A 26,616-nucleotide genomic window follows, 5' to 3' on the forward strand; every position below is an offset into this window, starting at 1 on the left:
CCACCCCGCGTTGTGGCGGGCCCATCAACTGGGGCAGCAGCGCAGCGCGGTGCTGCCCACCGGCCATGCCGTCCTGGATGCCCAGCTGCCGGGCGGCGGCTGGCCGCATGCCGCCGTGACCGAATTGCTCCTGCCGCAGGCCGGCACGGGGGAGTTGCGGTTGCTGGCACCTGCCCTGCGCGCGGTGCAGCAGCGCGGGCGCTGCCTGCTGGTGGTGGCGCCCCCCTGGCCGCTGTGCGGCTCGGGTTGGCAGCGGCTCGGCCTGGCGCTCGCGGCGTTGCTGGTGGTGCACCCGCTGCCGTCGGCCGCCGCCGCCGTGGCCCATGAGACGGATCGCCTGTGGGCCTTGGAGCAGGTGCTCAAGAGCGGCCATGCGGGGGCGGTGCTGGCGTGGTTGCCGACCCGTGTCCGTGCCGATGCGCTGCGGCGCCTGCAACTGGCGGCGCAGCGTCACGACGGTCCGGTCTTCCTGATGCGGGAGGCGGCGGCCGCCGGCCGGCCGAGCCCGGCGCCCCTGCGCCTGCTGCTGCAAGCCGAAGGCGCCGACCGCCTCGGGGTGCACCTGCTCAAGCGGCGGGGGCCGGCACTGCCCGCACCGCTGCACCTGGATTTGCCGCCGGTGGTGCCGGTGCTGGACGACCGGCCGCTGGCATCGCCGCCGGCCGATGCGCCGCAGCCGGCACGGGTGCCGCCGGGACCGGCCCCGCTGCCGACCCGGCTGCAGCGGCTGGCGAGCGCCGACGCCCCGGCCGGACGCTGAGCGATGGATGCTCGCCATGCAATGGATCGCCGCCCACCTGCCGCTGCTGTCGCTGGAGTCCTTCACCGCCGGCATGGCGGGGGCCGTCCCCGACGGGCAGCCCATCGTCCTGCTGACCGCGCACCGCGTGGCGGTGCTCAACGCCGCCGCGGCGCAGGCCGGCATCCGCCTCGGTCACCGGCGTGCCACCGCGCTGTCGCTGGCGCCGACGCTGACATGGGGCGAGGCCGATCCGTCACGCGACGCCCTGGCGTTGCAGGCGGTGGCGCATGTGGCGCTGGCCTTCACACCGTCGGTGCTGTGGCGGCCGCGGCAGCACCTGGTGCTGCTGGAGGTGCAGTCCTGCCTGCGCTACTGGGGGGCCTGCACCGGCTCGCCCGGCGGCTTCGGGAGGCGCTGCGGCCGCTGGGGCATGCGCTGCGCTGGGCCACGGCGCCCACCGCGCAGGCTGCGGCGTTGCTGGCACGGGCGCCGAACGGTGCCAGGTCGGTCCGGGCCCAAGCCGATGCCGACGCTCGGGTCGGCGGCATGGTGACCGGAGGATCGCCGCTGGCGGCACGGCTGGACCCCCTGCCGGTGGACCTGCTGGACCTGGAGGTCGAGGCGGTGGCCGCGCTCCATGGCATGGGCCTGCACACCCTCGGGCACCTGACGGGCGTGCCGCGCGCCGGCCTGGCGCGCCGCTTCGGCGCCGGCCTCCTGCAGACACTGGACCAGGCCTACGGCCGCGCGCCCATGCCGACCGAAGACTGGCTGCGGCTGCCGCCGGTGTTCGACGATCGGCTGGAGCTCTTCCACCGTGCCGACACCAGCGATCAGGTGCTGCAGGGCGCGGCCGTGCTGCTGCAGCGTCTCGTCGCCTGGGCCCAGGGGCGGCATGCCCGGGTGGCGGCCTTCGTCCTGCGCATGCACCACGAGCCAAGGCACCGCGAGGGCCGGGCGGTGCCCGCCCACAGCGCGTTGGACATCGTGTTGGCACAACCCTCCGCCGATGCCGCCCACCTGCAGCTCCTGCTCAAGGAACGGCTGGCGCGCACCCCCCTTGGCCGCGCCCACGCTGGAGCTGAGCCTGCACTGCGACCACGCGCTTCCCGGCGCGCCACCCAATGCGGAGCTCTTTCCCACACCGACCGACGAGCGCGAGGGACTGACCCGGCTGGTCGAGCGGCTGCAGGCCCGGCTGGGGCCCGAGCAGGTGGTGCAGCTGGTGCTGAGGCCCGACCACCGCGTGGAGTGCGAGACCCGACAGCAGCCGGTGCAGCCCGCGGCGCCGCAGCGACCGCCGATGGGGGCGGCGCCGGGGTCGGCCGAACGGCTGCCGCCCAGCCGCCCTGCCTGGCTGCTGCCGCAGCCCGAGCCCCTGGCCACCGTCCGTGTGGCCACCGGCGGCATGGGCGGCCGGCCGGCACCGTTGTGGCACGGTCGGCCGCTGCGCCTGCTGTCCGCACCCGAGCGCATCGAGGCCGGTTGGTGGGATGGGCTGCCGGTGCGCCGCGACTACCACGTCGCCGAGGGGGAGGACGGACGCCTGCTGTGGATCTTCTTCGACCTGCTTGCGAAAGCCGAGGGGCAGGGCGGTGGCCGCGGCGGCTGGTACCTGCACGGGCACTTCGCATGAGGCCGGGTGCCGTTGCCCCGCCATGACGCCGCTGGCCTATGCCGAGCTGCACTGCCGCAGCAGCTACAGCTTCCTCACCGGCGCCTCCCAGCCGGACGAACTGGTCGCGCGCGCGCACCAGCTCGGCTACCACGCGCTGGCGCTGACGGACGAATGCTCGCTGGCCGGCGTGGTGCGGGCGCACATGGCCGCCAAGGAGGTCGGCCTGCACCTGGTCATCGGGGCCGAGATGCGCCTGACCCTGCCGTCCGGGGAAGCGGGCGCTTCGCCGCAGCCGGACATGCGGCTGGTGGCCCTGGCGATGGACCGCCGGGGCTACGGCAACCTGTCCTACTGGATCACCGTGGCGCGGCGTCGTGCGCCCAAGGGTGAGTACCGCGCCTGGCGCGCCGACCTGGAGGGCCGCACGCCCAGGGCCGCCATGCTGGCCGGGCTGCCGCGATGCCGGTTGCTGCTGGTGCCCGAGCCCGGGCAGCCGCTCGACCGCCTGCTGGAACAGGCGCGCTGGCTGGTGTCCTGGGTCGGGCCCGACCGGGCCGGCCTGGCGCTGGAACTGCTGGGCGGCCCGCACGACGACCTGCTCACGGCCAGCGTGCGCCGCGTCGCCCGCGACACCGGGCTGCCCATCGTCGCCGCCGGCGACGTGCTGATGCACGTGCGCGAACGCAAGCCGCTGCAGGACACGATGACCGCCATCCGGCTGAAGCGGCCGCTGACCGACTGCGGCCACGCGCTGCAGTCCAACGCCGAGCAGCACCTGCGCGGCCTGGACCGGCTGAACGAGCTGTACGAACAGCGCGAGTGGCTGGACAACACGGTGGCCTGGGCGAAGGCTTGCAAATTCAAGCTCGACGAACTGCAGTACGAGTACCCCGAGGAGCTGGTGCCCGAAGGCCACACGCCGGCCAGCTGGCTGCGGCAGCTCACCTACGAAGGCCTGGCACGGCGGCGCAAGGAATCGCCGCAAGCGCCGCCGGAGGATGTCGAGCAGCGCATCGAGAAGGAACTGCAGCTCATCGCCGAGAAGGCCTACGAGCGCTTCTTCCTCACCGTGGCCGACATCGTGCGCTGGGCCCGCGGGCAGGGCATCCTCTGCCAGGGCCGCGGCAGCGCCGCCAACTCCACCGTCTGCTACTGCCTGCACATCACCGAGGTCAACCCGGCGCGGGCCTCGCTGTTGTTCGAGCGCTTCGTCAGCCGCGAGCGCGACGAGCCGCCGGACATCGACGTCGACTTCGAGCACCAGCGGCGCGAGGAGGTGATCCAGTACCTCTACGGCAAGTACGGCCGTCACCGCACCGCGTTGGCGGCGGTGGTGATCTTCTACCGCACCCGTTCGGCGCTGCGCGACGTCGGCCGGGCGCTGGGGCTGGACGAGGACCGCATCGCCGTGGTGGCCAAGGGCCAGCACTGGTTCGACGGCCGGCGGGTCGACGACGAGCGGCTGCGCGAGGCCGGCCTCGACCCGGCCTCGCCCGTCGTGCGGCAGTGGATGGCGTTGACGATGCAGCTCATCGGCATGCCGCGGCACCTCTCGCAGCACCCCGGCGGCTTCGTCATCGCCCGGGAACAGGTGGCGCACCTGGTGCCGATCGAGAACTGCGCGATGGCCGATCGCACCGTCATCCAATGGGACAAGGACGACCTCGAGAGCCTGGGCCTGCTCAAGGTCGACGTGCTGGCGCTGGGCATGTTGAGCGCGTTGCGGCGTGCCTTCGACCTGCTGTCGCTGAAGCTCGGCCGGCCTTTCGGCATGGCCCATGTGCCCCATGAGGAGGACCGCGACACCTACGACATGCTGTGCAAGGCCGACACCGTGGGCGTGTTCCAGGTCGAGAGCCGGGCCCAGATGAGCATGCTGCCGCGGCTGAAGCCGCGCGAGTACTACGACCTGGTGGTGCAGGTGGCCATCGTGCGGCCGGGCCCCATCCAGGGCGGCATGGTGCATCCCTACCTGACGAACCGCGAGCTGCGTCGGCAGGGCAAGCCCGTGCCCCAGCCCTACCCGGCCCTGGACGCCGCACTGGGCCGCACCTTCGGCGTGCCCATCTTCCAGGAACAGGTGATGCAGATCGCCATGATCGCCGCCGACTTCACCCCCGGCGAGGCCGACCGGCTGCGCCGTGCGATGGCGGCCTGGAAGCGCAAGGGCGGGCTCGGACCCTTCCACCAGCGGCTGGTCGGCCGCATGGTCGACAAGGGCTACGACCGCGACTACGCCGAGAGCATCTTCAAACAGATCGAGGGCTTCGGCGAATACGGCTTCCCCGAAAGTCATGCGGCGAGCTTCGCGCTGCTGGTCTACGCCAGCGCGTGGGTCAAGTGCCACCACCCGGACGTGTTCCTGGCCGCGTTGCTGAACAGCCAGCCGATGGGCTTCTATGCGCCGGCGCAGCTGGTGCGCGACGCGCGCGAGCATGACGTCGAGGTGCGGCCGGTGGACGTGCGCCGCAGCGACTGGGACAGCACGCTGGAGGGTTCGCCGGCGGTGGTGACTCCGAAGGCGGTGCATGCGCCGCTGCGCCCGGTGCGGCTGGGCTTGAACCGCATCAACGGCTTCAGCCGCGAGGCCGCCGAGCGCATCGTCGCGGCCCGTGCCGTCCAGGCCTTCGACAGCGCCGAGGACCTGGCCCGCCGGGCGTCGCTGGACGCGCACCAGATGCGGCTGCTGGCCGAGGCCGATGCGTTGAGCGGCCTGGCCGGCCACCGCCACCAGGCGGCCTGGGCGGTGGCCGGCCTGGACGCGCGGCCGACCGCGCTGCTGCGGCAGACGCGCACGCAGGAAGCCGTGGTCGAACTGCAGGCGCCGCTGCTGGCCGAGGACACGCTGGCCGACTACCGCGCCATCGGCCTGTCGCTGAAGTCGCACCCCATGGCGCTGATCCGCGATCGGCTGCAGGCCCTGCGCATCCGCACGGTGGCCGACCTCAAGGCCCGGGCCCGCCACGGACAGCCGGTGTGCGCCAGCGGCCTGGTCACCCACCGGCAGCGGCCGGAGACCGCCAACGGCACCCTCTTCGTGACCATCGAGGACGAGACCGGCGCCCTCAACCTCATCGTCTGGCCCAAGGTGGCGGAGGCGCAGCGCCGGCCGTTGCTGGCCGCCAAGGTGCTGACGGTGCACGGGCTGTGGCAGGACGAGAAGGACGTGCAGCACGTGGTGGCCGGCCGCCTGGTCGACCACTCGGCGCTGATCCAGGGCTGGGACGGCCGCAGCCGTGACTTCCGCTGAGGCGCAGGCACCGCACCACCCTTGCACCCCATGCACCGATCGGCGCCCGCGTTGAGCGCAGGTGCCATCCGATGGTGCGCTCTGCAGGTCGTTCCAGCGTCTTCCCGCTGGCAGAGAACTTGCGAACTCCTCGCCGACCCCGCCAGGCGCAGTGCCGCACAGGCCGCTTTGCCGTGTCCTGTCTCGAGGTGTCACGGTCCTGTCGCAATGCGGCAACAGGCACTCACAAAAAACAGGGCAAGTCCGAATTGCAAAGCGAGAATTATTTGCTCGCTAAAGCGAGTCAAGCCATGAGGCAAGACCCACCTACATACATTCGGAGCCCCCGATGAACCAACTGAAGAAGTCGCTGCTCGCCGCTGCTGCGCTCTCCGCCATCACTGCGTCGCCGCTTGCGCAAGCGCAATCCAGCGTCTCGATCTACGGCCTGATCGACATGTCGGCGGGCCAGTACCAACTGGCCGGTGCCCAGAAGGTGTGGCGTGCCGACAGCGGCAACATGAGCACCAGCTACCTCGGCTTCAAAGGCTCGGAAGACCTGGGCGGCGGCCTGCGTGGTGTGTTCGCCATCGAAACCTTCCTGCGCGCCGACGTCGGCGGTTCCGGCCGCTTCGGCGCCGACGGCTTCTGGACCCGCGCCGCCTACGTCGGCCTGTCCAGCGCGTCGTTGGGCACCGTGACCCTCGGCCGCAACACCAACCCGTTCTTCGTCTCCTCGCTGGTGTTCAATGCCTTCGGTGACTCGTTCGGCTTCTCGCCCGTCATCCGCCATTACTTCGGCGACCAGGGCGTGCTGATCGGCGACAGCGGCTTCACCAACTCCATCGCCTACAGCAGCCCGACCATCAGCGGCTTCTCGTTGAGCCTCGCGGGCAACCTGGGCGAAGGCGGTGGCCAGCCGGGCAAGAACTTCAGCGGCAACCTCATGTACTTCGGCGGCCCGCTGTCGCCTCAGCCTGGCGGCGCAGGAGACCAACAACAACGCCTTCGGCAAGTCGGCGATCGGGGACGGCAGCACCCCGGCGGTCGGCCTGTTCTCGCCCGGCTTCGACGGCCAGCGCTCCTACCTGGTCGGCGGCGCCTACGACTTCGGTGTCGCCAAGCTGTTCGCGCAGTACGGCGTCGTCGAAACCAAGGTCACCGGCCCCAACCCGGAATGGAAGATCGCCAGCATCGGCGCGGCGGTGCCGCTCGGCGGCGGCAAGATCCTGGCCCAGTACAGCCACAAGAAGCGCGACGATCTGGCCAACGGTCCGACGAGCAAGATCGCCACGGTGGGCTACGACTACAACCTGTCCAAGCGCACCGATGCCTACGCGGTGTACATGAACGACAAGTACACCAACCTGTCCACGGGCAACACCTTCATGGTCGGCGTGCGCCACAAGTTCTGATCGGGCCTGCTCGGCCCGTCATGAAAACGGCTGCCCATGGGCAGCCGTTTTTCATGGCGGCGCGGGTCCCTTCAGAAGCGGAAGCCGCCCGGGGCCGGCGGTGGCGGTTCCGCGGGCGGCGGCGCCGGGCGTGGCGGCTCGGCGGGCGGAGGCGGCTCCTGGCGTGTCGCGGCCTGCAGCGGTTGCGGCACCGGCACCGGGAAGCTGGCCGGCAGCACCGACTGCGTCGGGTAGCCGGCGGTCGTCAGGTACTCGTTCCAGGATTCGAAGTTGAAGCCGCTCAGCACCTGCTGACCGACCCTCAAGGTCGGCACCTGGTCGCTGCCGACCACCCGCGCCCAGGCCGCGCGGTCGGTCTCCGCCGTGGCCTGCCATTCGCGGTAGGGAATGCCGCGCTCGCGCAGCAGTGCGCGGCCGTGGTCGCAGGGCGCGCAATCCTTCGTCGTGTACAGCGCCACGGGAAAGCGGCTCGCCGGCTGGCGCAAGGCCAGGGGCAGAGCCGGGTCGGCGCCGGTGCTGGACGACGGTGCGGCGGCGCTCTCGCGTCGCACGGGGGGAACCGACGGTGCAGCCGGCCGGTCGGTGTAGGTGACCTTGCCGTCGGGGCCCACCACCTTGTACTGGGCCTGGACCGGCCCGCCGACAAGGGCCAGCGCCACCACGCAGGCGGCGCGACCGGCCGAGGACTGCCGGCGCATCACGCCGGCACCGGCGCCACGATGCCCTGGTGCCGCAGCAGCGCCTCGATGCTGGGCTCGCGGCCGCGGAAGGCCTTGAAGCTCGCCATTGCGGGGCGGCTGCCACCGGCCTCCAGGATCTCGCGCCGGTAGCGCCGGCCGGTGTCGCGGTCGAGCACACCGCGCTCCTCGAACGCGCTCCAGGCGTCGGCCGACAGCACCTCGGCCCACTTGTAGCTGTAGTAGCCCGCGGCATAACCGCCCGCGAAGATGTGCGAGAACGAATGCTGGAAGCGGTTGAAGCCGGGCGGCGGCATCACCGACACCTCGGCCCGCACCTCGTCGAGCACCCGCTGCACATGGTCGGCCGCCGCCGGCTCCGCGTGGATGCGCATGTCGAACAGCGAGAACTCGATCTGCCGCAGCATCTGCAGGCCGCTCTGGAAGTTCTTCGCGGACAGCATCCGCTCGTACAGCGGCCGCGGCAGCGGCTGGCCGGTCTCGACGTGGGCGGTGAGCTGCTGCAGCACCTCCCACTCCCAGCAGAAGTTCTCCATGAACTGGCTGGGCAGTTCCACGGCGTCCCATTCGACGCCGGAGATGCCGGCCACCGGCAGGTCGTCGACCTGGGTCAGCAGGTGGTGCAGGCCATGGCCGAACTCGTGGAAGAGGGTGATGACGTCGTCGTGCGTCAGCAAGGCCGGCTTGTCGCCCACCGGCGGGGCGAAGTTGCACACCAGGTGCGCCACCGGGGTCTGCAGCCGGCCGTTGTCGGGGCGCGTCCAGCGGCCGCGCACGTCGTCCATCCAGGCGCCGGGGCGCTTGCCGGGCCGGGCATAGGGGTCAAGGTAGAACTGGCCGATCAGGCGGCCCTCGCGCTCGATGCGGTAGAAGCGCACGCTGTCGTGCCAGACGGGCGCCCGGTCCTCGCGGATGCCCACCTCGAACAGCGTCTCGATGATGCCGAACAGGCCCTTGAGCACGGTGGGCTCGGTGAAGTACTGCTTCACCTCCTGGTCGCTGAAGGCGTAGCGCGCCTCCTTCAGCTTCTCGCTGGCATAGGCCACGTCCCAGGCCTGCAGGTCCGGCAGGTCCAGTTCATCGGCGGCGAAGTCGCGCAGTTCGTCCAGGTCGCGCTCGGCGCTCGGCCGGGCGCGTGTCGCCAGGTCGCGCAGGAAGAACATCACCTGCTCGGCGTTGTCGGCCATCTTCGGCACCAGCGACAACGCGGCGTAGCTCGGCTGGCCGAGCAGCCGGGCCTCTTCCTGCCTCAGCGACAGCAGCTCGCGCATCACCGGCCCGTTGTCGAGCGGGGCGGGGCCGAGGTCGCTGGCCCGCGTCGCGTAGGCGCGGTACAGCCGCTCGCGAAGTTCGCGCCGGCTGCCGTACTGCAGCACCGGGAAGTAGCTGGGGAAGTGCAGCGTGAGCTTGTACCCGGGTTTGCCGTCCGCTTCCGCCGCCGCGCGGGCCGCGGCCTTGGCATCGTCCGGCACACCGGCGAGTTCGTCCTCGGTGGCGAAGTAGGCGAAGCCGTCGGTGGCGTCGAGCACGTGTTCGGAGAACGCCTGCGACAGGCCGGCCAGCCGCTCCTGGATGTCGGCGAAGCGTCGCTTGGCCTCCCCTGCAGCTCGGCGCCCGACAGCCGGAAGTCGCGCAGCGCGTTGTGCACCGCCTGCTGCTTGGCGGCGGGCAGGCGGCCGAAGCCCGGCGCCGCGGCCATGGCCTTGTACTTGGCGTACAGCCGCTCGTCGCTGCCCAGGCGGGTGCGGAAGTCGGTGACCTTGGGCAGGTTCTCGTTGTAGGCGGCGCGCAGGGCGGGGCTGTCGGCCACGCCCTTGAGGTGCCCGACCGCCCCCCAGGCGCGCGACAGCCGTTCGGTGGCGACGTCGAGCACCGCGGACACCGCGTCGTAGTCGGCCGGCACGTCCGCACCGACCGCCCGCTCCAGCGCCGCCGACGCATCGGCGAGCAGCCGGTCCAGCGCGGGCGTGACGTGATCCGGCCGGATGTCGGCGAAGGCGGGCAGGTCGTCGAAGCGCAGCAGCGGGTTCGGGTCGGACATCGGCGTGGCAGTGGCAGAGGACGTGGTGTCGAGCATGGCGTCGAGGATGTGGGCAGGTACCGCGCCCGTCAACCGGCGGCGGCCTATCCGCGCCATGACACGGGGCTATCGCGGCAGTGCGCCACGCCACCCCGGCCGCGACGCGGCGTCAATCGGCGAGGCCGGCGGACCGTTCGGCGGCGCGAAGGGTGTTGGCCAGCAGCAGCGCCCGCGTCATCGGGCCGACGCCGCCGGGCACCGGGGTGATCCAGCCGGCCACTTCGCGCACGCCGGCGAAGTCGACGTCGCCGCAGAGCTTGCCCTCGTCGTTGCGGTTCATGCCGACGTCGATCACCACCGCGCCGGGCTTGACCATGTCGGCGGTCAGCACGTTGCGGCGGCCGACGGCGACGACCACGATGTCGGCGTCGCGGGTGTGGCGTGCCAGGTCGGGCGTCGCGCTGTGGCAGACCGTCACCGTGGCGCTCGCCTGCAGCAGCAGCAGCGCCATCGGCTTGCCGACGATGTTGCTGCGACCGATGACCACCGCCGTCTTGCCGCGCGGGTCGCAGCCGATGGACTTGAGCATCTCCATGCAGCCCGCCGGCGTGCAGGGCACGAAGCCGGGCCGGCCGACGACCAATGCGCCGGCGTTGGCGACGTGGAAGCCGTCGACGTCCTTGGCCGGCGAGATGGCCTCGATCACCCGCTGGGCGTCAATGTGGCCGGGCAGCGGCAGCTGCACCAGAATGCCGTGCACCGCCGGGTCGGCGTTGAGCGCCGCGATGCGCGCCAGCAACGCAGCCTCCGGCAGGCCGGCCGGGTGCCGTTCCAGCACCGAGGCGAAGCCCGCCTCCTGGCAGTCCTTCACCTTGTGGCTGACGTAGACCTGCGAGGCCGGGTCGTCGCCGACCAGCACCACCGTCAGGCCGGGCTGGGTGCCGCGCGCGGTCAGTTCGGCGGCGCGGACGGCGACCCGTTCACGCAGCTGGCGGGCGAGGGCGTTGCCGTCGATCAGTTGTGCGGGCATGTGCAGAGGGCCATGAAAGAGGCCGCCACACGGCGGCCTCCAAAGGGGGGGACGACGCGGGCGTTCAGTGCTTGCCGTGGGCACCCAAGGCGATCTTCAGGAGGTCGGCCACGGTGTTGGCGTTGAGCTTTTCCATGATGTTGGCGCGGTGCGCCTCCACCGTCTTGATGCTGATGCCCAGGTCGTCGGCGATCTGCTTGTTCAGGCGGCCGGCGACGATGCGCTCCAGCACCTGCGCCTCGCGCGTGGTCAAGCGGGACAGCAGGGCGTCGCGGCTGGCCGCTTCCTGGTGCTGGCTGAAGGCCTGGCGGGCCTGGTCCAGCATGCGCTCGACCAGGCTGACCAGCTCCTCTTCCTTGAACGGCTTCTCGATGAAGTCCATCGCGCCCTTCTTCATCGTGGTGACGGCCATCGGCACGTCGCCGTGGCCGGTGATGAAGACGATGGGCAGCGGGCTCTTGCGCTCCATCAGCCGGTCCTGGAGTTCCAGGCCGCTCATGCCGTCCATGCGGATGTCGGCGATCAGGCAGGCCACTTCGCGCGGGTCGAAGCGCGACAGGAAGGCCTCCGCCGAATCGAAGCACTTGACCCGGTAGTCCTTGCCCTCCAGCAGCCACTGCAACGAGTCGCGGACCGCCTCGTCGTCGTCGACCACGTAGACGGTACCTTTCTTGGGGATCAGGCTCATGGCGTCGGTTGCGTAGCGGTCTCCGAGGGGCTGGAGACGAGCGCCAGCGTGGCGCCGCTGCCGTCCGGCCGGTGGAGGTTCTCCACCGGCAAGGTGAAGGAGAAACGGCATCCCACCACGCTCGGACCATTGTAGAGGTTCTCGGTGCGCATACGGCCCCGGTGCGCCTCGACGATGGAGCGGCACAGGCCGAGGCCGATGCCCAGTCCTTCCGGCTTGGTGGAGAAGAAGGCTTCGTAGAGCCGCCGGCTCACCTCGTCGGAGATGCCGGGCCCGGTGTCGATGACGCTGAATTCGATCACGCCGCCCTCGTCGGGCGTGTAGCGCGGCACCACGCGCAGCTCGATGTGCCGGCGCGAAGGCGGCAGGCCGGCGCCGTCGATGGCCTCGGCCGCGTTCTTCAGCAGGTTGAGCACCACCTGCTCGATCATGATGGGGTCGACCATCAGCATGGGCAGGCGCTGCGCGACGTAGGTGTGCAGCGTCACCCCGCGGCGCTTCAGCTCGATGTTCACCAGCTCCACCGCGTCCTCGACGATGGCGGCGGCATGCGCCGGCTGGCGCTGGGCCTCGCGCCGCTTCACGAAGTTGCGGATGCGGTGGATGATCTGTCCGGCACGCTCGGCCTGGCGCGCGGTCTTCTCCAGCGCGGCGACGAGGTCGTCGCGGCCGATCTGGCCGGCCTTGACCCGCGACACCATGCCGTTGCAGTAGTTGTTGATCGCGGTCAGCGGCTGGTTCAGCTCGTGCGCCACCGAGGACGCCATTTCCCCCATGGTCACCAGCCGGCTGGTCATCTGGGCCTTTTCGGCCTGCTGCGCGGCGAGCTCGTCGGCGCGGCGACGGGCGGTGATGTCGGTGGCGATGAGCATCTGCGCCAGCCGGCCGTCGGTCCACTGCAGGTAGCGCGAGCGCACGTCGAACCAGCGCTGCACCGACGCCACGTAGACCTCGCGCGAGGCGCTGCCCGCTTCGGTCAGCTCCTGCGTCGGCAGTCCGCCCAGGCCGTCGACCGCGTCGTCGCCGTCCGCGGGGGGCGCGTCCTCGCCGCCGGCCAGCAGGCCGTGGCCCTTGGCGTCGCCGCCGAACCACAGCCGGTACGACCGGTTGGCGAACAGCAGCTCGCCCTGCTGCACCGACAGCACCGACACCGCCGCCTCGAGCCCCTCGAGCACGGTGGTGAAGCGCTCGTGCGAGGCCGTGAGCTGGTCGCGGATGCGCTTGGCCTCGGTGATGTTGGTCATCGAGGTGACCCAGCCGGTCTGCCGGCCACGGCCGTCGATGAGCGGCGAGACGTACATGCGCGCGTCGAACATCGAGCCGTCGCGCCGCTGCACCCGGACCTCGATGCCGCCGGGCGGGCTGCGGCCCTGCAGCTCCTGCTGCAGCAGCCGTGCGTTCTCCTCCATGCGGTCGCGCGGCCAGTGGGGGGTAGGGCGGCAGGCGGCCGATCAGCTCGGCCTCCGAGAATCCCGTCATCGCGCAGAAGGCCGGGTTGACGTAGCTGATGCGGCCCTCCAGGTCCATGGCCCGCATGCCGGTCAGCATGGAGTTCTCCATCGCCCGCCGGAAGTTGGTCTCCGACACCAGCGCCGCCTGGATCTGGGCCCGCCGGCGCATGTGGCGCGAGGTGGCCAGTAGCATCCACACCGTCAGCCCCGACAGCGCCACCACCATCCAGAACAGCGTGTTGCTGATGAGGCCGATGGAGGTGCGCCAGCCCTGACCGCGCAGCACCAGCCCGTTGAAGGCCGGCGCCAGCGGCACCTCGTAGACGATGGCCGCCTGGCGCAGTTCCTGGCCCGGTGCGGCCGCGGTCGAGGCGCCGGCCGACAGCGCACGCGCCGGGTCGATGACGCTGAAGGCGTGCCGCTGCGTCAGCTCCACCGGCACGATGTGGCGCAGCAGCGCCTCCACCGAGTACTCGGCGATGAGCGCGCCGGCGAAGAGCCCGTTCTCCACCAGCGGCACCTGCAGCTGGAACACCAGCAGCCCGCGGTCGTCGAGGAAGGCCGCGGTGTGGGCCGGCTGGCGCTGCTCGCGCAGGGCGCGGAAGGTTTCGGTGGGGGGCCGTTGCGGGGGTCGGCCGGCGAGGAAACGCCGAGGCCGTCGTGCTGCACCAGCACCACCGGCCCGATGGCGCTGGCGCGCAGCCGGCCCTCGGCGTCGACCCAGCTCAGGTGCGTGAGCTCCAGCCGCTGACGGGACAGGGCGGGCGCGCCTTTTTCGAAACCGTCGGTGGTGGCGTCACCGGCGCGCAGGTCGCGCGCCAGGCGCAGCACCAGTTCCTGGTTGTCGGCCAGCCGCAGGCGAATCTGTTGCTGTGCCACCTCGGTGTCGCGCTTGACGCTTTCGGTTTCGCGCTCGACCTCCTCGTTGCGCAGGTACCAGAAGGCCGAAACGATGGCGGCCAGGAAGAGCAGCACCGAGACCAGCGGCGCCAGCGTCATGAAGCGGTCCTGCCGGGCCGGCGATTGCCGGCGCCACCAGAGGCCGAACAGCCGGCGTCCACCGGGCGGTGGCTTGCGAGGTCCCGGCGGACCGGCTGAAGGGTGGGGTGCTGCCATGCACGTGATTATCCGGATGAGCCGCTGCGGGGAGGCGCGTAGAAGGGGCGCGGTCAGGCCGGCGGCCCGGACACGTTTTCACATTACAAAATCGATAACCGCTATTTGAAAAACTGGCCGCCTGTGACACACTTCGCGCCGAAACACCCCGCCCGGCCCTGCGGCGGGGACCGCCAAAAGGAGACAACCTGATGTCCGCCCTTCCGCAGTCCTTTGCCGGCGCCGCCGCGAACGACACCGACGCCCAGGAAACCCGTGAGTGGCTGGACGCGCTGTCCGGCCTCATCGCGGCCGAGGGCCCCGACCGCGCGCACTTCCTGCTGGAGCAATTGCTCGACCAGGCGAGGCAGGCGGGCATCGACATGCCGTTCTCGGCCACCACGGCCTACGTCAACACCATCCCGCCGGACCAGGAGGAACACTGCCCCGGCAACCTCGAGTTCGAGGAGCGGCTGCGCGCCTACATGCGCTGGAACGCGATGGCGATGGTGGTCAAGGCCAACCGCCTGGACCCCGCCGACGGCGGCGACCTGGGCGGCCACATCTCCAGCTTCGCCTCGGTGGCGACGATGTTCGGCGCCGGCTTCAACCACTTCTGGCATGCCGACACGCCCGACCACGGCGGCGACCTGCTCTACATCCAGGGCCATTCGGCGCCCGGCATCTACGCCCGCGCCTTCCTTGAAGGCCGCATCAGCGAGCAGCAGCTGTTGAACTTCCGCCAGGAGGTCGACGGCAAGGGCCTGTCGAGCTACCCGCATCCCAAGCTGATGCCGGAGTTCTGGCAGTTCCCCACCGTCTCGATGGGCCTGGGGCCCTTGATGGCGATCTACCAGGCGCGGTTCCTGAAGTACCTGCACGCCCGCGGCATCGCCGACACCAGCAAGCGCAAGGTGTGGGTGTTCTGCGGCGACGGCGAAATGGACGAGCCGGAGAGCCTGGGCGCCATCGGCCTGGCCGCCCGCGAGAAGCTGGACAACCTGATCTTCGTCGTCAACTGCAACCTCCAGCGTCTGGACGGCCCGGTGCGCGGCAACGGCAAGATCGTGCAGGAGCTGGAGGGCGAGTTCCGCGGCTCGGGCTGGAACGTCATCAAGCTGCTGTGGGGCGGCTACTGGGATCCGCTGCTGGCGCGCGACCGCGAGGGCATCCTGCGCAAGGTGATGATGGAGACGGTGGACGGCGACTACCAGGCCTTCCGCGCCAACGACGGCGCCTTCATCCGCAAGAACTTCTTCGGCCGCCATCCGGCGCTGCTGGAGATGGTCGCCAAGATGAGCGACGAGGACATCTGGCGCCTGAACCGCGGCGGCCACGACCCGCAGAAGGTCTACGCCGCCTACCACCGCGCGGTCAACCACAAGGGCCAGCCGACCGTGCTGCTGGTCAAGACCGTCAAGGGCTTCGGCATGGGCAAGGCCGCGGAGGGGAAGAACACCGCGCACCAGGCCAAGAAGCTGACGGACGACGACATCCGCGGCATGCGCGACCGCTTCAACATCCCCATCGGCGACGACCAGCTGAAGGACGGCAACATCCCCTTCTTCAAGCCGGGCGACGACCTGCCGGAGATGCGCTACCTGCACGAGCGGCGCAAGGCGCTGGGCGGCTACCTGCCGCAGCGCCGGCCGAAGGCCGAGGAGTCGCTGCCGGTGCCCGACCTCGACACCTTCAAGGCGGTGCTGGAGCCGACGGCCGAGGGCCGCGAGATCTCCACCACCCAGGCCTACGTGCGCTTCCTGACCCAGCTGCTGCGCGACAAGCAGGTCGGCCCGCGGGTGGTGCCCATCCTGGTCGACGAGGCGCGCACCTTCGGCATGGAGGGCCTGTTCCGCCAGATCGGCATCTACAACCCTGCGGGGCAGCAGTACACGCCGGTCGACAAGGACCAGGTCATGTACTACCGCGAGGACAAGGCCGGGCAGATCCTGCAGGAGGGCATCAACGAGGCCGGCGGCATGGCCAGCTGGATCGCCGCCGCGACGAGCTACAGCACCAACAACCGCATCATGGTGCCGTTCTACGTCTACTACTCGATGTTCGGCTTCCAGCGCATCGGCGACCTGGCGTGGGCCGCCGGCGACATGCAGGCCCGCGGCTTCCTGCTCGGCGGCACCAGCGGCCGCACCACGCTGAACGGCGAAGGCCTGCAGCACGAGGACGGCCACAGCCACATCCTGGCCGGCACCATCCCCAACTGCGTGAGCTACGACCCCACCTTTGCGCACGAGGTGGCGGTGATCATGCAGCACGGCCTGAAGCGCATGGTCGAGCGGCAGGAGAACGTCTTCTACTACATCACCCTGCTCAACGAGAACTACCCGATGCCCGGCCTGAAACCCGGCACCGAGGAGCAGATCATCAAGGGCCTGTACCTGCTGGAGCCGGCGGCCGGCGGCCACACGCTGCAGGTCAACCTGATGGGCAGCGGCACCATCCTGCGCGAGTCGATCGCGGCCAAGCAGCTGCTGGAGTCGGAGTGGGGCGTGGCGGCCAACGTGTGGAGCGCACCGAGCTTCAACGAGCTCGGCCGCGACGGCCAGGACTGCGAGCGCTGGAACCTGCTGCACCCGACCGAGACGCCGCGGGTGCCCTTCGTCGCCCAGCAGCTGCAGCCGCACGACGGCCCGGTGGTGGCCTCCACCGACTACATGAAGAGCTATGCCGAGCAGATCCGGCCGTTCATCCCGGCGGGCCGCCGCTACAAGGTGCTGGGCACCGACGGCTTCGGCCGCAGCGACTTCCGCTACAAGCTGCGCGAGCACTTCGAGGTCAACCGCCACTACATCGTCGTCGCTGCGCTGAAGGCGCTGGCCGAGGACGGCAAGCTGCCGGTGGCCAAGGTCGCCGAAGCGATTGCCAAATACGGCGTCGCCGTCGACAAGGTCAACCCGCTGTACGCCTGACCGCCGCGTCAAGAAGAACCAGAAAGCATCGAGGACGACATGGCCCTTATCGAAGTGAAGGTCCCGGACATCGGCGACTTCCAGGACGTGCAGATCATCGAGGTGCTCGTCCAGCCGGGCGACACCATCAAGCCGGAGCAGAGCCTGCTCACCGTGGAGTCCGACAAGGCCTCGATGGAGATCCCGTCCTCGGTGGGCGGGGTGGTCAAGGAGCTGAAGGTCAAGCTCGGCGACAAGGTGAGCGAGGGCTCGGTGGTGCTGTTGCTGGAAGGTGAGGGCGGTGCCGCCGCGCCGGCCGCAGCGCCCTCGCCCGCGCCGGCCGCAGCCCCCGCGGCACCGGCCGCAGCACCGGCGGCGCCTGCGCCGGCCGCCGCCCCCGCGGCGGCGGCCGCGTCCGGCCCGGTCGAGATCAAGGTGCCGGACATCGGTGACTTCGCCGAAGTCGCCGTCATCGAGCTGCTGGTCAAGGCCGGCGACACGGTGAAGGCCGAGCAGAGCCTGATCACGGTGGAGTCGGACAAGGCGTCGATGGAGATCCCGTCGCCGGCCGCCGGCGTGCTGCAGTCGCTGTCGATCAAGGTGGGGGACAAGGTCAGCGAGGGCTCGGTGATCGGCCTGCTGGTGCCGGCAGGCGGCGCCGCAGCGCCCGCCGCGTCGGCGCCGCCGCCGGCCGCCGCCGCGACGCCGCCCGCGGCACCGGCTGCGTCCGCCCCGGCCCCGGCCCCGGCCCGTGTGCCGCCCACCGCCGGCCTGCCGCCGGCCCCGCCGGCCGTGCCGTCGTCCGTGCCGCACGCGTCGCCGTCGGTGCGCCGCTTCGCGCGCGAGCTCGGCGTGCCGCTGGCCGAGGTCAAGGGCAGCGGCGCCAAGGGCCGCATCACGCAGGAAGACGTGCAGCGCTGGGTGCAGGGCGTGGTGGCCGACCGGTCCAAGCCGGCGGCGGCCGCACCGGCCGCGGCCGAGGGCGGCGGCATCCCCGGCCTGCTGCCGTGGCCGAAGGTGGACTTCGCCAAGTTCGGCCCCATCGAGCGCAAGGACCTGTCGCGCATCAAGAAGATCAGCGGCGCCAACCTGCACCGCAACTGGGTGCTGATCCCGCACGTCACCAACAACGACGAGGCCGACATCACCGAGCTCGAAGCCTTCCGCGTCTCCACCAACAAGGAGAACGAGAAGAGCGGCATCAAGGTGACCATGCTGGCCTTCGTGATCAAGGCCGTGGTGGCGGCGCTGAAGAAGTTCCCCGACTTCAACGCCAGCCTGGACGGCGACGCCCTGGTCTACAAGAAGTACTTCCACATCGGCTTCGCGGCGGACACGCCCAACGGCCTGGTGGTGCCGGTGCTCAAGGACGCCGACAAGAAGGGCGTGCTGCAGATCAGCCAGGAGATGGGCGAGCTGGCCAAGAAGGCGCGCGACGGCAAGCTGGGGCCCGCCGACATGACCGGCGGCTGCTTCTCGATCAGCTCGCTCGGCGGCATCGGCGGCACCCACTTCACCCCCATCGTCAACGCGCCGGAGGTCGCCATCCTCGGCCTGTCCAAGGGCGCGATGAAGCCGGTGTGGGACGGCAAGGCCTTCCAGCCCCGCCTGATGCTGCCGCTGTCGCTGTCCTACGACCACCGCGTCATCGACGGCGCGGCGGCGGCGCGCTTCAACGCCTACCTGGGCCAGCTGCTGGCGGACTTCCGACGCACCATGCTGTAAAGGCGCGGCCGCGATGACGACCGTCACGGTGGTGAAGAAGGGCGGCGAGGTGGCCATCGCGGCGGACAGCCTCGTCACCTTCGGCGACACCCGGCTGGCCCATGGCTACGAGGCCAACGACAAGCTGTTCCGCATCGCCGATTCGGTGATCGGCATGTCCGGCACGACGGCGCACTTCCCGGTGCTGCGCCGGGCGCTCGGCACGCTGGCCGCGGAGGACCTGAAGCTGGGCAGCCGCGACGAGGTGTTCGAGACCTTCCTGCGCCTGCACCCGAAGCTGAAGGACCAGTTCTTCCTCAACACCAAGGAGGAGGACGCCGACCCCTACGAGTCGAGCCAGTTCACGCTGCTGGTGGCCAACGCCAGCGGCATCTACGGCGTGTACTCGTACCGCGAGGTGTTCGAGTTCGACCGCTTCTGGGCGATCGGCTCCGGCCGCAGCTTCGCGCTGGGCGCGATGTACGCCGCCTATGAGCGGCTGGGCTCGGCGCACGAGCTGGCCCAGCTGGGCGTGACGGCGGGCTGCGAGTTCGACAAGAACTCCGCCGGCCCGGTGAAGGTGGTAACGCTCAGGCTCGGTGCGCCGACGGCGGACTGACGGCGAACCCACAGACAGACACACGCCGCGAAGCGCCTCACCGAGGCGGCGGCCCACGAGGAGAAGCGCATGGCGCAGGTGGAAGTGAAGGTCCCGGACATCGGCGACTTCAAGGACGTGGCGGTGATCGAGCTGCTGGTCGCCGTCGGCGACACGGTGGCGGTGGACCAGAGCCTGGTCACGGTCGAGTCCGACAAGGCGTCGATGGAGATCCCGTCGTCGCATGCCGGCGTGGTCAAGGCGCTGCGCGTGAAGGTGGGCGACACGGTCAACGAGGGCAGCGTCCTGCTCGAGCTCGAGGCCGGTGCGGAAGCGGCCGCGGCGGCGCCCGCTCCGACCCCGCCGGCGGCGCCGAAGGCCGAGGCGCAGGCCCCCGCCCCGGCACCCGCGCCGGTGTCGGCGCCACAGCCGGCCGGCAGCCACGGCGGCCACGTGGACATCGACTGCGATGTCGTGGTCATCGGCGGCGGTCCGGGCGGTTACTCGGCCGCCTTCCGGGCCGCGGACCTGGGGCTGAAGACGGTGATCGTCGAGCGTTACGCCACGCTCGGCGGCGTGTGCCTGAACGTCGGCTGCATCCCCAGCAAGGCGCTGCTGCACGTGGCCGCGGTGATGGACGAGGCGGCGCACTTCGCCGACCTCGGCATCGAGTTCGGCACGCCCAAGATCGACGTCGCCAAGCTGCGCACGCACAAGCAGAAGGTGGTGGGCAAGCTCACCGGTGGCCTGGCCGCGATGGCCAAGATGCGCAAGGTGCAGGTGGTGCGCGGGCTGGCCAGCTTCGCCGACCCCAACCACCTGAAGATCGAGACCACGGAGGGCGAGGCGCAGGCCAAGAGCGGCGCCGCCCAGGTGCTGAAGTTCAAGCGCTGCATCGTGGCCGCCGGCTCGCAGGCGGTGCGGCTGCCATTCCTGCCCGACGACCCGCGCATCGTCGACTCCACCGGCGCGCTGGAGCTGCGGCAGACGCCGAAGAAGATGCTCATCATCGGCGGCGGCATCATCGGCCTGGAGATGGGCACGGTGTATTCGACGCTCGGCGCCCGGCTCGACGTGGTCGAGATGCTCGACGGCCTGATGCAGGGCGCCGACCGTGACCTGGTCAAGGTCTGGCAGAAGCTCAACGGGCCGCGCTTCGACAAGGTGATGCTCAAGACCAAGACGGTGGGCGCCGAGGCCACGCCCGAGGGCATCAAGGTCCGGTTCGAAGGCCTGGACGGCGCCAGGAGCGAGGGCACCTACGACCTGGTGCTGCAGGCGGTGGGCCGAACGCCCAACGGCAAGAAGATCGGAGCGGAGCAGGCCGGCGTCGCGGTCAACGAGCGCGGCTACATCCCGGTCGACCACCAGCTGCGCACCAACGTGCCGCACATCTTCGCCATCGGCGACATCGTCGGCCAGCCCATGCTGGCCCACAAGGCGGTGCACGAGGGCCATGTGGCGGCCGAGGTCATCGCCGGCGAGCTGAAGGGCGACCAGAAGCTGGCCGCGGCGGCCTTCGACGCGCGCGTCATCCCCAGCGTGGCCTACACCGATCCCGAGGTGGCCTGGGTCGGCCTGACCGAGGACGAGGCCAAGGCCAAGGGCGTCAAGGTGGAGAAGGGCCTGTTCCCCTGGACCGCCTCCGGCCGCGCCATCGCCAACGGCCGCGACGAGGGCTTCACCAAACTGCTGTTCGACGCCGAGACCCATCGCATCGTCGGCGGCGGCATCGTCGGCACGCACGCCGGCGACATGATCGGCGAGATCGCGCTGGCCATCGAGATGGGCGCCGACGCGGTGGACATCGGCTCGACCATCCACCCGCACCCGACGCTGGGCGAGTCGATCGGCATGGCGGCCGAGGTGGCGCACGGCTCCTGCACCGACCTCCCTCCGGCACGGAAGTGAGCCCCTGGCCGTAGGGGGGCGGGGGCTGCCAGAACCGACCGGGGACCCGGATCGGTTTTGGCGCGATGCAGGAGGGCCCGCTCCCGTGACCGCCTTTGGCGGGCTGTCCCCTGCCGGGGTCCTGGGAGCGGTCTTTGCAGCACGGCCGCCCATGGACCGCTCATCCATCCAGTTCGGCGATCTGCGCCGCCTCACGCCCATCGATCCGATGTTCGGCGGCGGCCGCGGCAAGCCGGTGGACCGGCACTACATCGAGGGCTTCCTGCAGCGCCATGCGGCCGACGTGCGCGGCCGCATGCTGGAGGTGGGCGAGGACCACTACACCCGGCGCTACGGCGGCGAACGGGTGACCTCGGCCGAGGTGCTGCACGCCGACCGCAGCAACCCGCGGGCCGACTGGGTGGCCGACCTCGCGACCGGGGACGGCCTGCCCGAGGCCGCCTTCGACGGCTTCATCTGCACGCAGACGCTGCAGTACGTCTACCCGCTGGAAGCGGCGGTGCGCAGCGCCTGGCGGCTGCTTCGGCCGGGCGGCACCTGGCTGCTCAGCGTGCCCGGCATCAGCCAGATCAGCCCCTACGACCGCGACCGCTGGGGCGAGCACTGGCGCTTCACGCCGCAGTCCGTGCAGCGGCTGCTGGCGACCACCTTCCCGTCCGAGGGCGTCGAGGTGCGCGCCCACGGCAACGTGCTGGCGGCGGTCGCCTTCCTGCACGGCCTGGCCTGCGAGGACCTGACGCTCGAGGAACTCGACCACCACGACGACCGCTACCCGCTGCTGGTGACCGCCGCGGCGCGCAAGCCGGCCGCAACGGCTCAAGTCGCGGCTTGACGCGCCGAAAACCGGTTGTGGCGCGAAGGCGGTCCCGTCGGGGCCGGCGCTGCGCTTTGCCCCGCCGTGTCGTCGTGTTCCCGGTCACGCCCGTTGCCCCCGCCCGCCACCCGGCAACGCCGCTGGCGCGGTCGGGGCTGCGCGGCGCTCGTGGTGGCATGGCTCGGCCTGGCCGGGGCGTTGCCGACCGTGGCCCAGGAATCGGTGCGCGCGCAGGCCGCGGCCCGGTTGGGCCCGCGGGCCGCTCAGGCGCAGCGCGCGCTCGAACCGCTGCTGCAGCCGATGGCCGCGGGCGAGGTGCTCGACCGGCTCGAGGCGGTCAACCGCTTCTTCAACCACCAGATCCGCTTCCGCGAGGACGCGCAGGTCTGGGGTCTGCCCGACCACTGGGCGAGCCCGTTCCAGGCGCTGGGCCGCGGCGAGGGCGACTGCGAGGACTACGCCATCGGCAAGTATTTCTCGCTGCTGGCCGCCGGCCTGCCGGCGCCCCGGCTGCGGCTGGTCTACGTCAAGGTGATGCTGCCCGGGCAGACCACGCCTCAGCCGCACATGGTGCTCGCCTACCATCCCCCGGAAGCCCATGCCGAACCCCTGGTGCTCGACAACCTGATGGACGCCCTGCTGCCCGCCTCCCGCCGACCCGACCTGCAACCGGTCTTCAGCTTCAACAGCGAGGGCCTGTGGCAGGGCAGCACGCCGGCCGGGGACCCGCTGCGGCGGCTGTCGCGCTGGCGCGAGGTGGCCGAACGCGCGCGCGACGAGGGCTTCGTCCGATGAGCGCGATGGCCGTCGCGGCCGCGGGGAGCGCCGCATGTCGCTGACCCGTCAACTCACCGCCTGGCTGGTCGGCCTGCTGCTGCTGGCGGTGGCGGTGGCCGTCACCGTGCACCTGGCGTCCACCCACCGCCTGGTGCAGCAGCAGCTGCACCTGAAGAACCAGGACGCCGCACAGGTGCTGGCGCTGGCCGCCTCGCAGCAGCAGGGCGACGGCACCCGCATCGGCCTGCTGATGCGGGCGCAGGCGGACACCGGCCACTACCGCCGCATCGTCTGGCAGCAGGCCGACGGCGGGGTGGCGCTGGACCTGCAGGGGCCGGCGCCGTCCGCCGCCGGCACGCCGGCCTGGTTCGAGCGGCTGCTGCCGCTGCGCGCCGAGCCCGGGGTGGCGCAGATCTCCGACGGCTGGCGCGCCCTGGGCCGGGTCACGGTGGACAGCCACGCCGGCGGCGCGCACCGGCAACTGTGGCGCGCCGCCTGGCAGGTGCTGGCGTGGATGACCGCCCTCGGCCTGGCCGCCGGCGCGCTGGCGTCCTGGTGGCTGGGCCGGCTGCACCGCGCGCTCGGCGCCGCGGTGACGCAGTCCGAGGCGCTGGCCGAGGGTCGCTACCTGCAGGTCGACGAGCCGCGGACCACCGAGCTGCGCCGGCTGGCGTCGGCCGGCAACCGCATGGTCGGCCGCGTGCGCGACCTGTTCGAGACCCAGCAGGTGCAGAACGAGGCGCTGCGCCGGGCCGCCTTCTGCGACGGCCTGACCGGCCTGCCGCACCGGGCGCACTTCCTCGAACGCCTGGGCGCGACCATGGAGCGCGAGGACGGGCTCACCGCCGGGGGCTTCGTGCTGCTGCGGCTGGCCGACATGGCGGCGCTGAACCTGCAGATGGGCCGCGAGCGCTGCGACCAGGCACTGCTGCTCATCTCGCAGGCCCTGCACACCTACCCCGACCGGGTGCACGACTGCTTCGGCGGCCGGCTCAACGGCGCCGACTTCGCGCTCTGGCTGCCCGCCGCCGGTCTGGCGGTGGAGACGGCGCAGTCGCTGGGCACCGCGTTGCAGGCCACGCTCGGGCCGCTGGGGCACAACGTGCGCGTGCACCTCGGCGCGGTGGAGTGGCGACGCGGCATGGCGCTGTCGCAGCTGCTGGCGCAGGCCGACCGGGCGCTGGCGGCGGCCGAGGCCTGTGGCCCCTTCGCCGTGGCCACCGACGAGCAGGGGGCCGAAGGCCTGCTCGACCCGCGCGGCGGCGAATCGCACTGGCGGCTGCAGGTCACCGACGCGCTGGACCACGGTCGCGCCCGCCTGGCCGCCTTCCCGGTGCTGGACGACCGCGGCCGGCTGCTGCACCTCGAATGCCCGCTGCGCCTGCAGCTGATCGAAGGCGGCGACTGGGAACCGGCGGCGCGCTGGCTGCCGCTGGCGGTGCGCAGCCGGCTGGTGCCCGAGGTCGATGGCCGCGCGCTCGAGCTGGCACTGCAGGCCATCGAGGCCGACGGCCAGCCGCGCGGGCTCAACCTCGCGCTGGCCTCGCTGGCCGACGGCCGCTTCGCCGCCCGCGTGCGCCACCGGCTGCAGGAGACGCCGCACCTGGCCGGCCGCCTCTGGCTGGAGGTCGACGAACGGCTGGCGGTGGAGCACTTCGAGCGGGTGCAGGCTTTCGGTCAGCTGGTGCGTCCGCTGGGCGTGCGCTTCGGCCTCGAACACGCGGGGCAGCGGCTGCACCGCATCGACCGCCTGTTCGAGCTCGGCCTCGACTACGTGAAGCTCGATGCCGCCGTGTGCGGCGGCATCGCCTCGCACGAGCCGGCACGGGAGTTCCTGCGCGGCACCGTCACGCTGCTGCACACCCTGTCGCTGAAGGTCATCGCCGAAGGCGTGGCCCAGGCGGCGGACGCCCAGGCGCTGCGCCAGTGCGGCGTCGACGCGATGACCGGGCCCTGGGTCAGCCGGGAGGCGGCGCAACGCGCGGAGGCCTGAGCCCCGTCAGCCGCGCGGGTGGTGCCGGGCGTGCAACTGGCGCAGCCGTTCGCGCGCCACGTGGGTGTAGATGGTGGTGGTCGAGATGTCGGCGTGGCCCAGCAGCAGCTGCACCGCCCGCAGGTCGGCGCCGTGGTTCAGCAGGTGGGTGGCGAAGGCATGGCGCAGCGTGTGCGGCGACAGCGGCGCCACGATGCCCGCGACGCGGGCGTGCTTCTTCACGATCTGCCAGAACATCTGCCGCGTCATCGCCTCGCCGCGCACGGTGACGAACAGGTCCTCGCTCTGGCGGCCCGCCAGCAGGGCCGGCCGGCCGTCGGCCCACCAGCGCTGCAGCCAGTCGCGCGCCTCCTGGCCGAAGGGCACCAGTCGCTCCTTGTCGCCCTTGCCGGTGACGCGCAGCACGCCGTCGGCCATCGACAGCGCGACGGCCCTGAGGCCGACCAGCTCGCTCACCCGCAGGCCGCTGGCGTACATCAGCTCCAGCATGGCGCGGTCGCGCAGGCCCAGCGGCTGGGTGGCGTCGGGGGCCTGCAGCAGCGCCTCCACCTGGGCCTCGCTGAGCGTGCGCGGCAGCCGCTGGCCCTGGTGGGCGCGCTCCAGCGGCAGCGTGGGGTCGTGGGCGATGCGGCGCTCGCGCAGCGCCCAGCGGTAGTAGCGCCGCAGCACGGCCAGCCGCCGGTTGGCGGTGCTGGCCTTGCTGGCCGCGTGGCGGGCGCCGGTGTAGGCCTGCAGGTCCTCGGTGCGCGCCTGGTCCAGCACGCGGCCCGGCACCGCCGCCAGCCAAGTGGCGAAGGCGGCCAGGTCGCGGCCGTAGGCGCTGCGGGTGTTCTCCGCCAGCCCGTCCTCCAGCCACAGCGATTCGAGAAAGCGGGCGATGCCCTCCCGGCTGGCGGCCAGGCGGTCGGTCAATCCAGGCTCAGCTTCTGCTTGGCCACCACCTGCTTGTAGACGTCGAACTCGGCGCGGATCTGCTGCGCGAATTCCTCCGGGGTGTTGGCGATGATCAGCGAGCCGGTGTCCTCGATGCGCTTGCGCACGTCGGGCAGCGCGATGGTGGTCTTCACCGCCGCGGCCACCTTGTCGGTCACCTCCTTCGGCAGCCCCTTCGGGCCCAGGATGCCGTAGTAGGCCATGCGGTTGACCGGCTCCAGGCCGACTTCCTTGAACGTCGGCACGTTGGGCAGCACCGCCAGCCGCTGCGGCGCGGCGACGACGATGGGGACCAGCCGGCCGTCCTTGATGAAGGGCAGGGCGGAGGGCAGGTTGTCGAAGATGATGGGCACCTGCCCGGCGACGGTGTCGTTCAGCGCCGGGCCCGCGCCGCGGTACGGGATGTGGGTGACGAAGGTGCCCGACAGGCTCTTGTACAGCTCCATCTGCAGGTGGCCGATGCCGCCGGTGCCGGAGCTGGCGTAGCTGAACTTGCCCGGGTTCTTCTTCACCAGTTCGACGAAGCTCTTGTAGTCCTTGGCCGGGAAGCTGGGGTGCACCGCGATCACGTTGGGCGTGGCCGCGATGTTGATGATCGGCGCGAAGTCGGTCACCGGGTCGTAGCCGATCTTCTTGTTGATCGCCGGGTTGGAGGCGGTGGTGGAGACGGTCGCCATGCCGAGGGTGTAGCCGTCGGCCGGCGCCTTGACGACCTCGATCGCGCCGATCGAGCCGCCGCCGCCGCCGCGGTTCTCGACCACCAGGGTCTGGCCCAGCGCCGGGTTGATCTTCTCGGCCACCACGCGGGCGATGATGTCGGTGGTGCCGCCGGGGGCGAAGGGCACCACCAGCTTCACCGGCTTGGCGGGATAGGCCTGGGCGTGCACCGCGGTCATCCCGGTGGCCGCGGCCAGCGCGGCCAGCAACTGCAGTGCGTGACGTCGGTCGGTCATCGTGTCGCTCTCCTTGGGGTGGGCCCGGCTCGGCGGCCGGT

General features: G+C 71.5%; 17 protein-coding genes and 3 pseudogenes. 13 read left to right on the plus strand and 7 right to left on the minus strand.

The features are described 5' to 3' along the window. Window positions 1–10 precede the first annotated feature (10 nt). From imuA to LRS07_RS11710, 6 genes and pseudogenes are all read left to right on the plus strand, one after another. The gene (gene imuA / locus LRS07_RS11690) at window positions 11–760 is read left to right on the plus strand and encodes a translesion DNA synthesis-associated protein ImuA (protein WP_260498216.1); all 750 of its coding nucleotides are present in this window, start codon (window positions 11–13) and stop codon (window positions 758–760) included. Between the two features lie 7 nt (window positions 761–767). Then, window positions 768–1,295, plus strand: coding sequence for a DNA polymerase Y subunit UmuC family protein (locus LRS07_RS11695; RefSeq protein WP_260498217.1), 528 nt, complete (start codon window positions 768–770; stop codon window positions 1,293–1,295). 507 nt (window positions 1,296–1,802) lie between these two features. Continuing rightward, window positions 1,803–2,378, plus strand: a complete 576-nt coding sequence (locus tag LRS07_RS11700; RefSeq protein ID WP_260498218.1) for a hypothetical protein — start codon at window positions 1,803–1,805, stop codon at window positions 2,376–2,378. A gap of 22 nt (window positions 2,379–2,400) precedes the next feature. Next, window positions 2,401–5,610 carry an error-prone DNA polymerase gene (locus LRS07_RS11705; protein WP_260498219.1) on the plus strand — a complete coding sequence of 1,070 codons (3,210 nt, stop codon included), beginning with the start codon at window positions 2,401–2,403 and terminating at the stop codon, window positions 5,608–5,610. Between the two features lie 328 nt (window positions 5,611–5,938). Continuing rightward, a pseudogene (locus LRS07_RS22260) lies at window positions 5,939–6,469 on the plus strand (porin); the annotation flags it as partial. A gap of 31 nt (window positions 6,470–6,500) precedes the next feature. After that, window positions 6,501–7,004: a porin gene (locus LRS07_RS11710; protein ID WP_260498220.1), complete on the plus strand. Its 504-nt coding sequence runs from the start codon at window positions 6,501–6,503 to the stop codon at window positions 7,002–7,004. A gap of 71 nt (window positions 7,005–7,075) precedes the next feature. Here LRS07_RS11710 and LRS07_RS11715 read toward each other — a convergent pair whose 3' ends face one another. From LRS07_RS11715 to LRS07_RS22265, 5 genes and pseudogenes are all read right to left on the minus strand, one after another. Further along, window positions 7,076–7,702: a glutaredoxin family protein gene (locus tag LRS07_RS11715; protein ID WP_260498221.1), complete on the minus strand. Its 627-nt coding sequence runs from the start codon at window positions 7,700–7,702 to the stop codon at window positions 7,076–7,078. Next, a pseudogene (locus tag LRS07_RS11720) lies at window positions 7,702–9,743 on the minus strand (M3 family metallopeptidase). The gene LRS07_RS11715 and the pseudogene LRS07_RS11720 overlap by 1 nt, the downstream one beginning before the upstream one ends. 148 nt (window positions 9,744–9,891) lie before the next feature. Further along, window positions 9,892–10,752: a bifunctional methylenetetrahydrofolate dehydrogenase/methenyltetrahydrofolate cyclohydrolase FolD gene (gene folD / locus LRS07_RS11725; protein WP_260498222.1), complete on the minus strand. Its 861-nt coding sequence runs from the start codon at window positions 10,750–10,752 to the stop codon at window positions 9,892–9,894. A 64-nt stretch (window positions 10,753–10,816) separates the two neighbouring features. Then, window positions 10,817–11,440, minus strand: coding sequence for a response regulator transcription factor (locus tag LRS07_RS11730; protein WP_260502102.1), 624 nt, complete (start codon window positions 11,438–11,440; stop codon window positions 10,817–10,819). Further along, window positions 11,437–14,007 (minus strand): annotated as a pseudogene (locus LRS07_RS22265) (PAS domain-containing sensor histidine kinase). The gene LRS07_RS11730 and the pseudogene LRS07_RS22265 overlap by 4 nt, the downstream one beginning before the upstream one ends. Window positions 14,008–14,198: 191 nt before the next feature. Between LRS07_RS22265 and aceE the strand changes: the two are divergent. From aceE to LRS07_RS11785, 7 genes are all read left to right on the plus strand, one after another. After that, complete coding sequence (gene aceE / locus LRS07_RS11755) at window positions 14,199–16,913, plus strand: pyruvate dehydrogenase (acetyl-transferring), homodimeric type (protein WP_260498225.1); 2,715 nt, start codon at window positions 14,199–14,201, stop codon at window positions 16,911–16,913. Window positions 16,914–16,952: 39 nt separating this feature from the next. Further along, window positions 16,953–18,617 (plus strand): dihydrolipoyllysine-residue acetyltransferase, encoded by a 1,665-nt coding sequence (gene aceF / locus LRS07_RS11760; protein ID WP_260498226.1) that lies wholly within the window; start codon window positions 16,953–16,955, stop codon window positions 18,615–18,617. 13 nt (window positions 18,618–18,630) lie between these two features. Next, entirely contained in the window at window positions 18,631–19,215 is a 585-nt protein-coding gene (locus LRS07_RS11765; RefSeq protein ID WP_260498227.1) for an Ntn hydrolase family protein, read from the plus strand. A gap of 69 nt (window positions 19,216–19,284) precedes the next feature. Further along, window positions 19,285–21,105, plus strand: a complete 1,821-nt coding sequence (gene lpdA / locus LRS07_RS11770) for a dihydrolipoyl dehydrogenase (protein WP_260498228.1) — start codon at window positions 19,285–19,287, stop codon at window positions 21,103–21,105. Between the two features lie 151 nt (window positions 21,106–21,256). After that, window positions 21,257–21,937: a class I SAM-dependent methyltransferase gene (locus LRS07_RS11775; protein ID WP_260498229.1), complete on the plus strand. Its 681-nt coding sequence runs from the start codon at window positions 21,257–21,259 to the stop codon at window positions 21,935–21,937. A 153-nt stretch (window positions 21,938–22,090) separates the two neighbouring features. Continuing rightward, window positions 22,091–22,714, plus strand: coding sequence for a transglutaminase-like cysteine peptidase (locus LRS07_RS11780; RefSeq protein WP_260498230.1), 624 nt, complete (start codon window positions 22,091–22,093; stop codon window positions 22,712–22,714). 34 nt (window positions 22,715–22,748) lie between these two features. After that, a complete protein-coding gene (locus LRS07_RS11785) occupies window positions 22,749–24,689 on the plus strand; it encodes a bifunctional diguanylate cyclase/phosphodiesterase (protein ID WP_260498231.1) in 1,941 nt (646 codons plus the stop codon). A 6-nt stretch (window positions 24,690–24,695) separates the two neighbouring features. On the opposite strand, the gene xerD is transcribed toward LRS07_RS11785, so the two are convergent. Together xerD and LRS07_RS11795 are read right to left on the minus strand one after the other, a co-directional pair. Then, window positions 24,696–25,601 (minus strand): site-specific tyrosine recombinase XerD, encoded by a 906-nt coding sequence (xerD, locus tag LRS07_RS11790; protein WP_260498232.1) that lies wholly within the window; start codon window positions 25,599–25,601, stop codon window positions 24,696–24,698. After that, window positions 25,598–26,575 (minus strand): tripartite tricarboxylate transporter substrate binding protein BugE, encoded by a 978-nt coding sequence (locus LRS07_RS11795; RefSeq protein ID WP_260498233.1) that lies wholly within the window; start codon window positions 26,573–26,575, stop codon window positions 25,598–25,600. Before LRS07_RS11795 ends, xerD begins: the two co-directional genes overlap by 4 nt. Window positions 26,576–26,616: the final 41 nt, after the last annotated feature.

Origin of the sequence: Aquabacterium sp. J223, from assembly GCF_024666615.1 — a bacterium.
GTDB lineage: Bacteria > Pseudomonadota > Gammaproteobacteria > Burkholderiales > Burkholderiaceae_C > J223.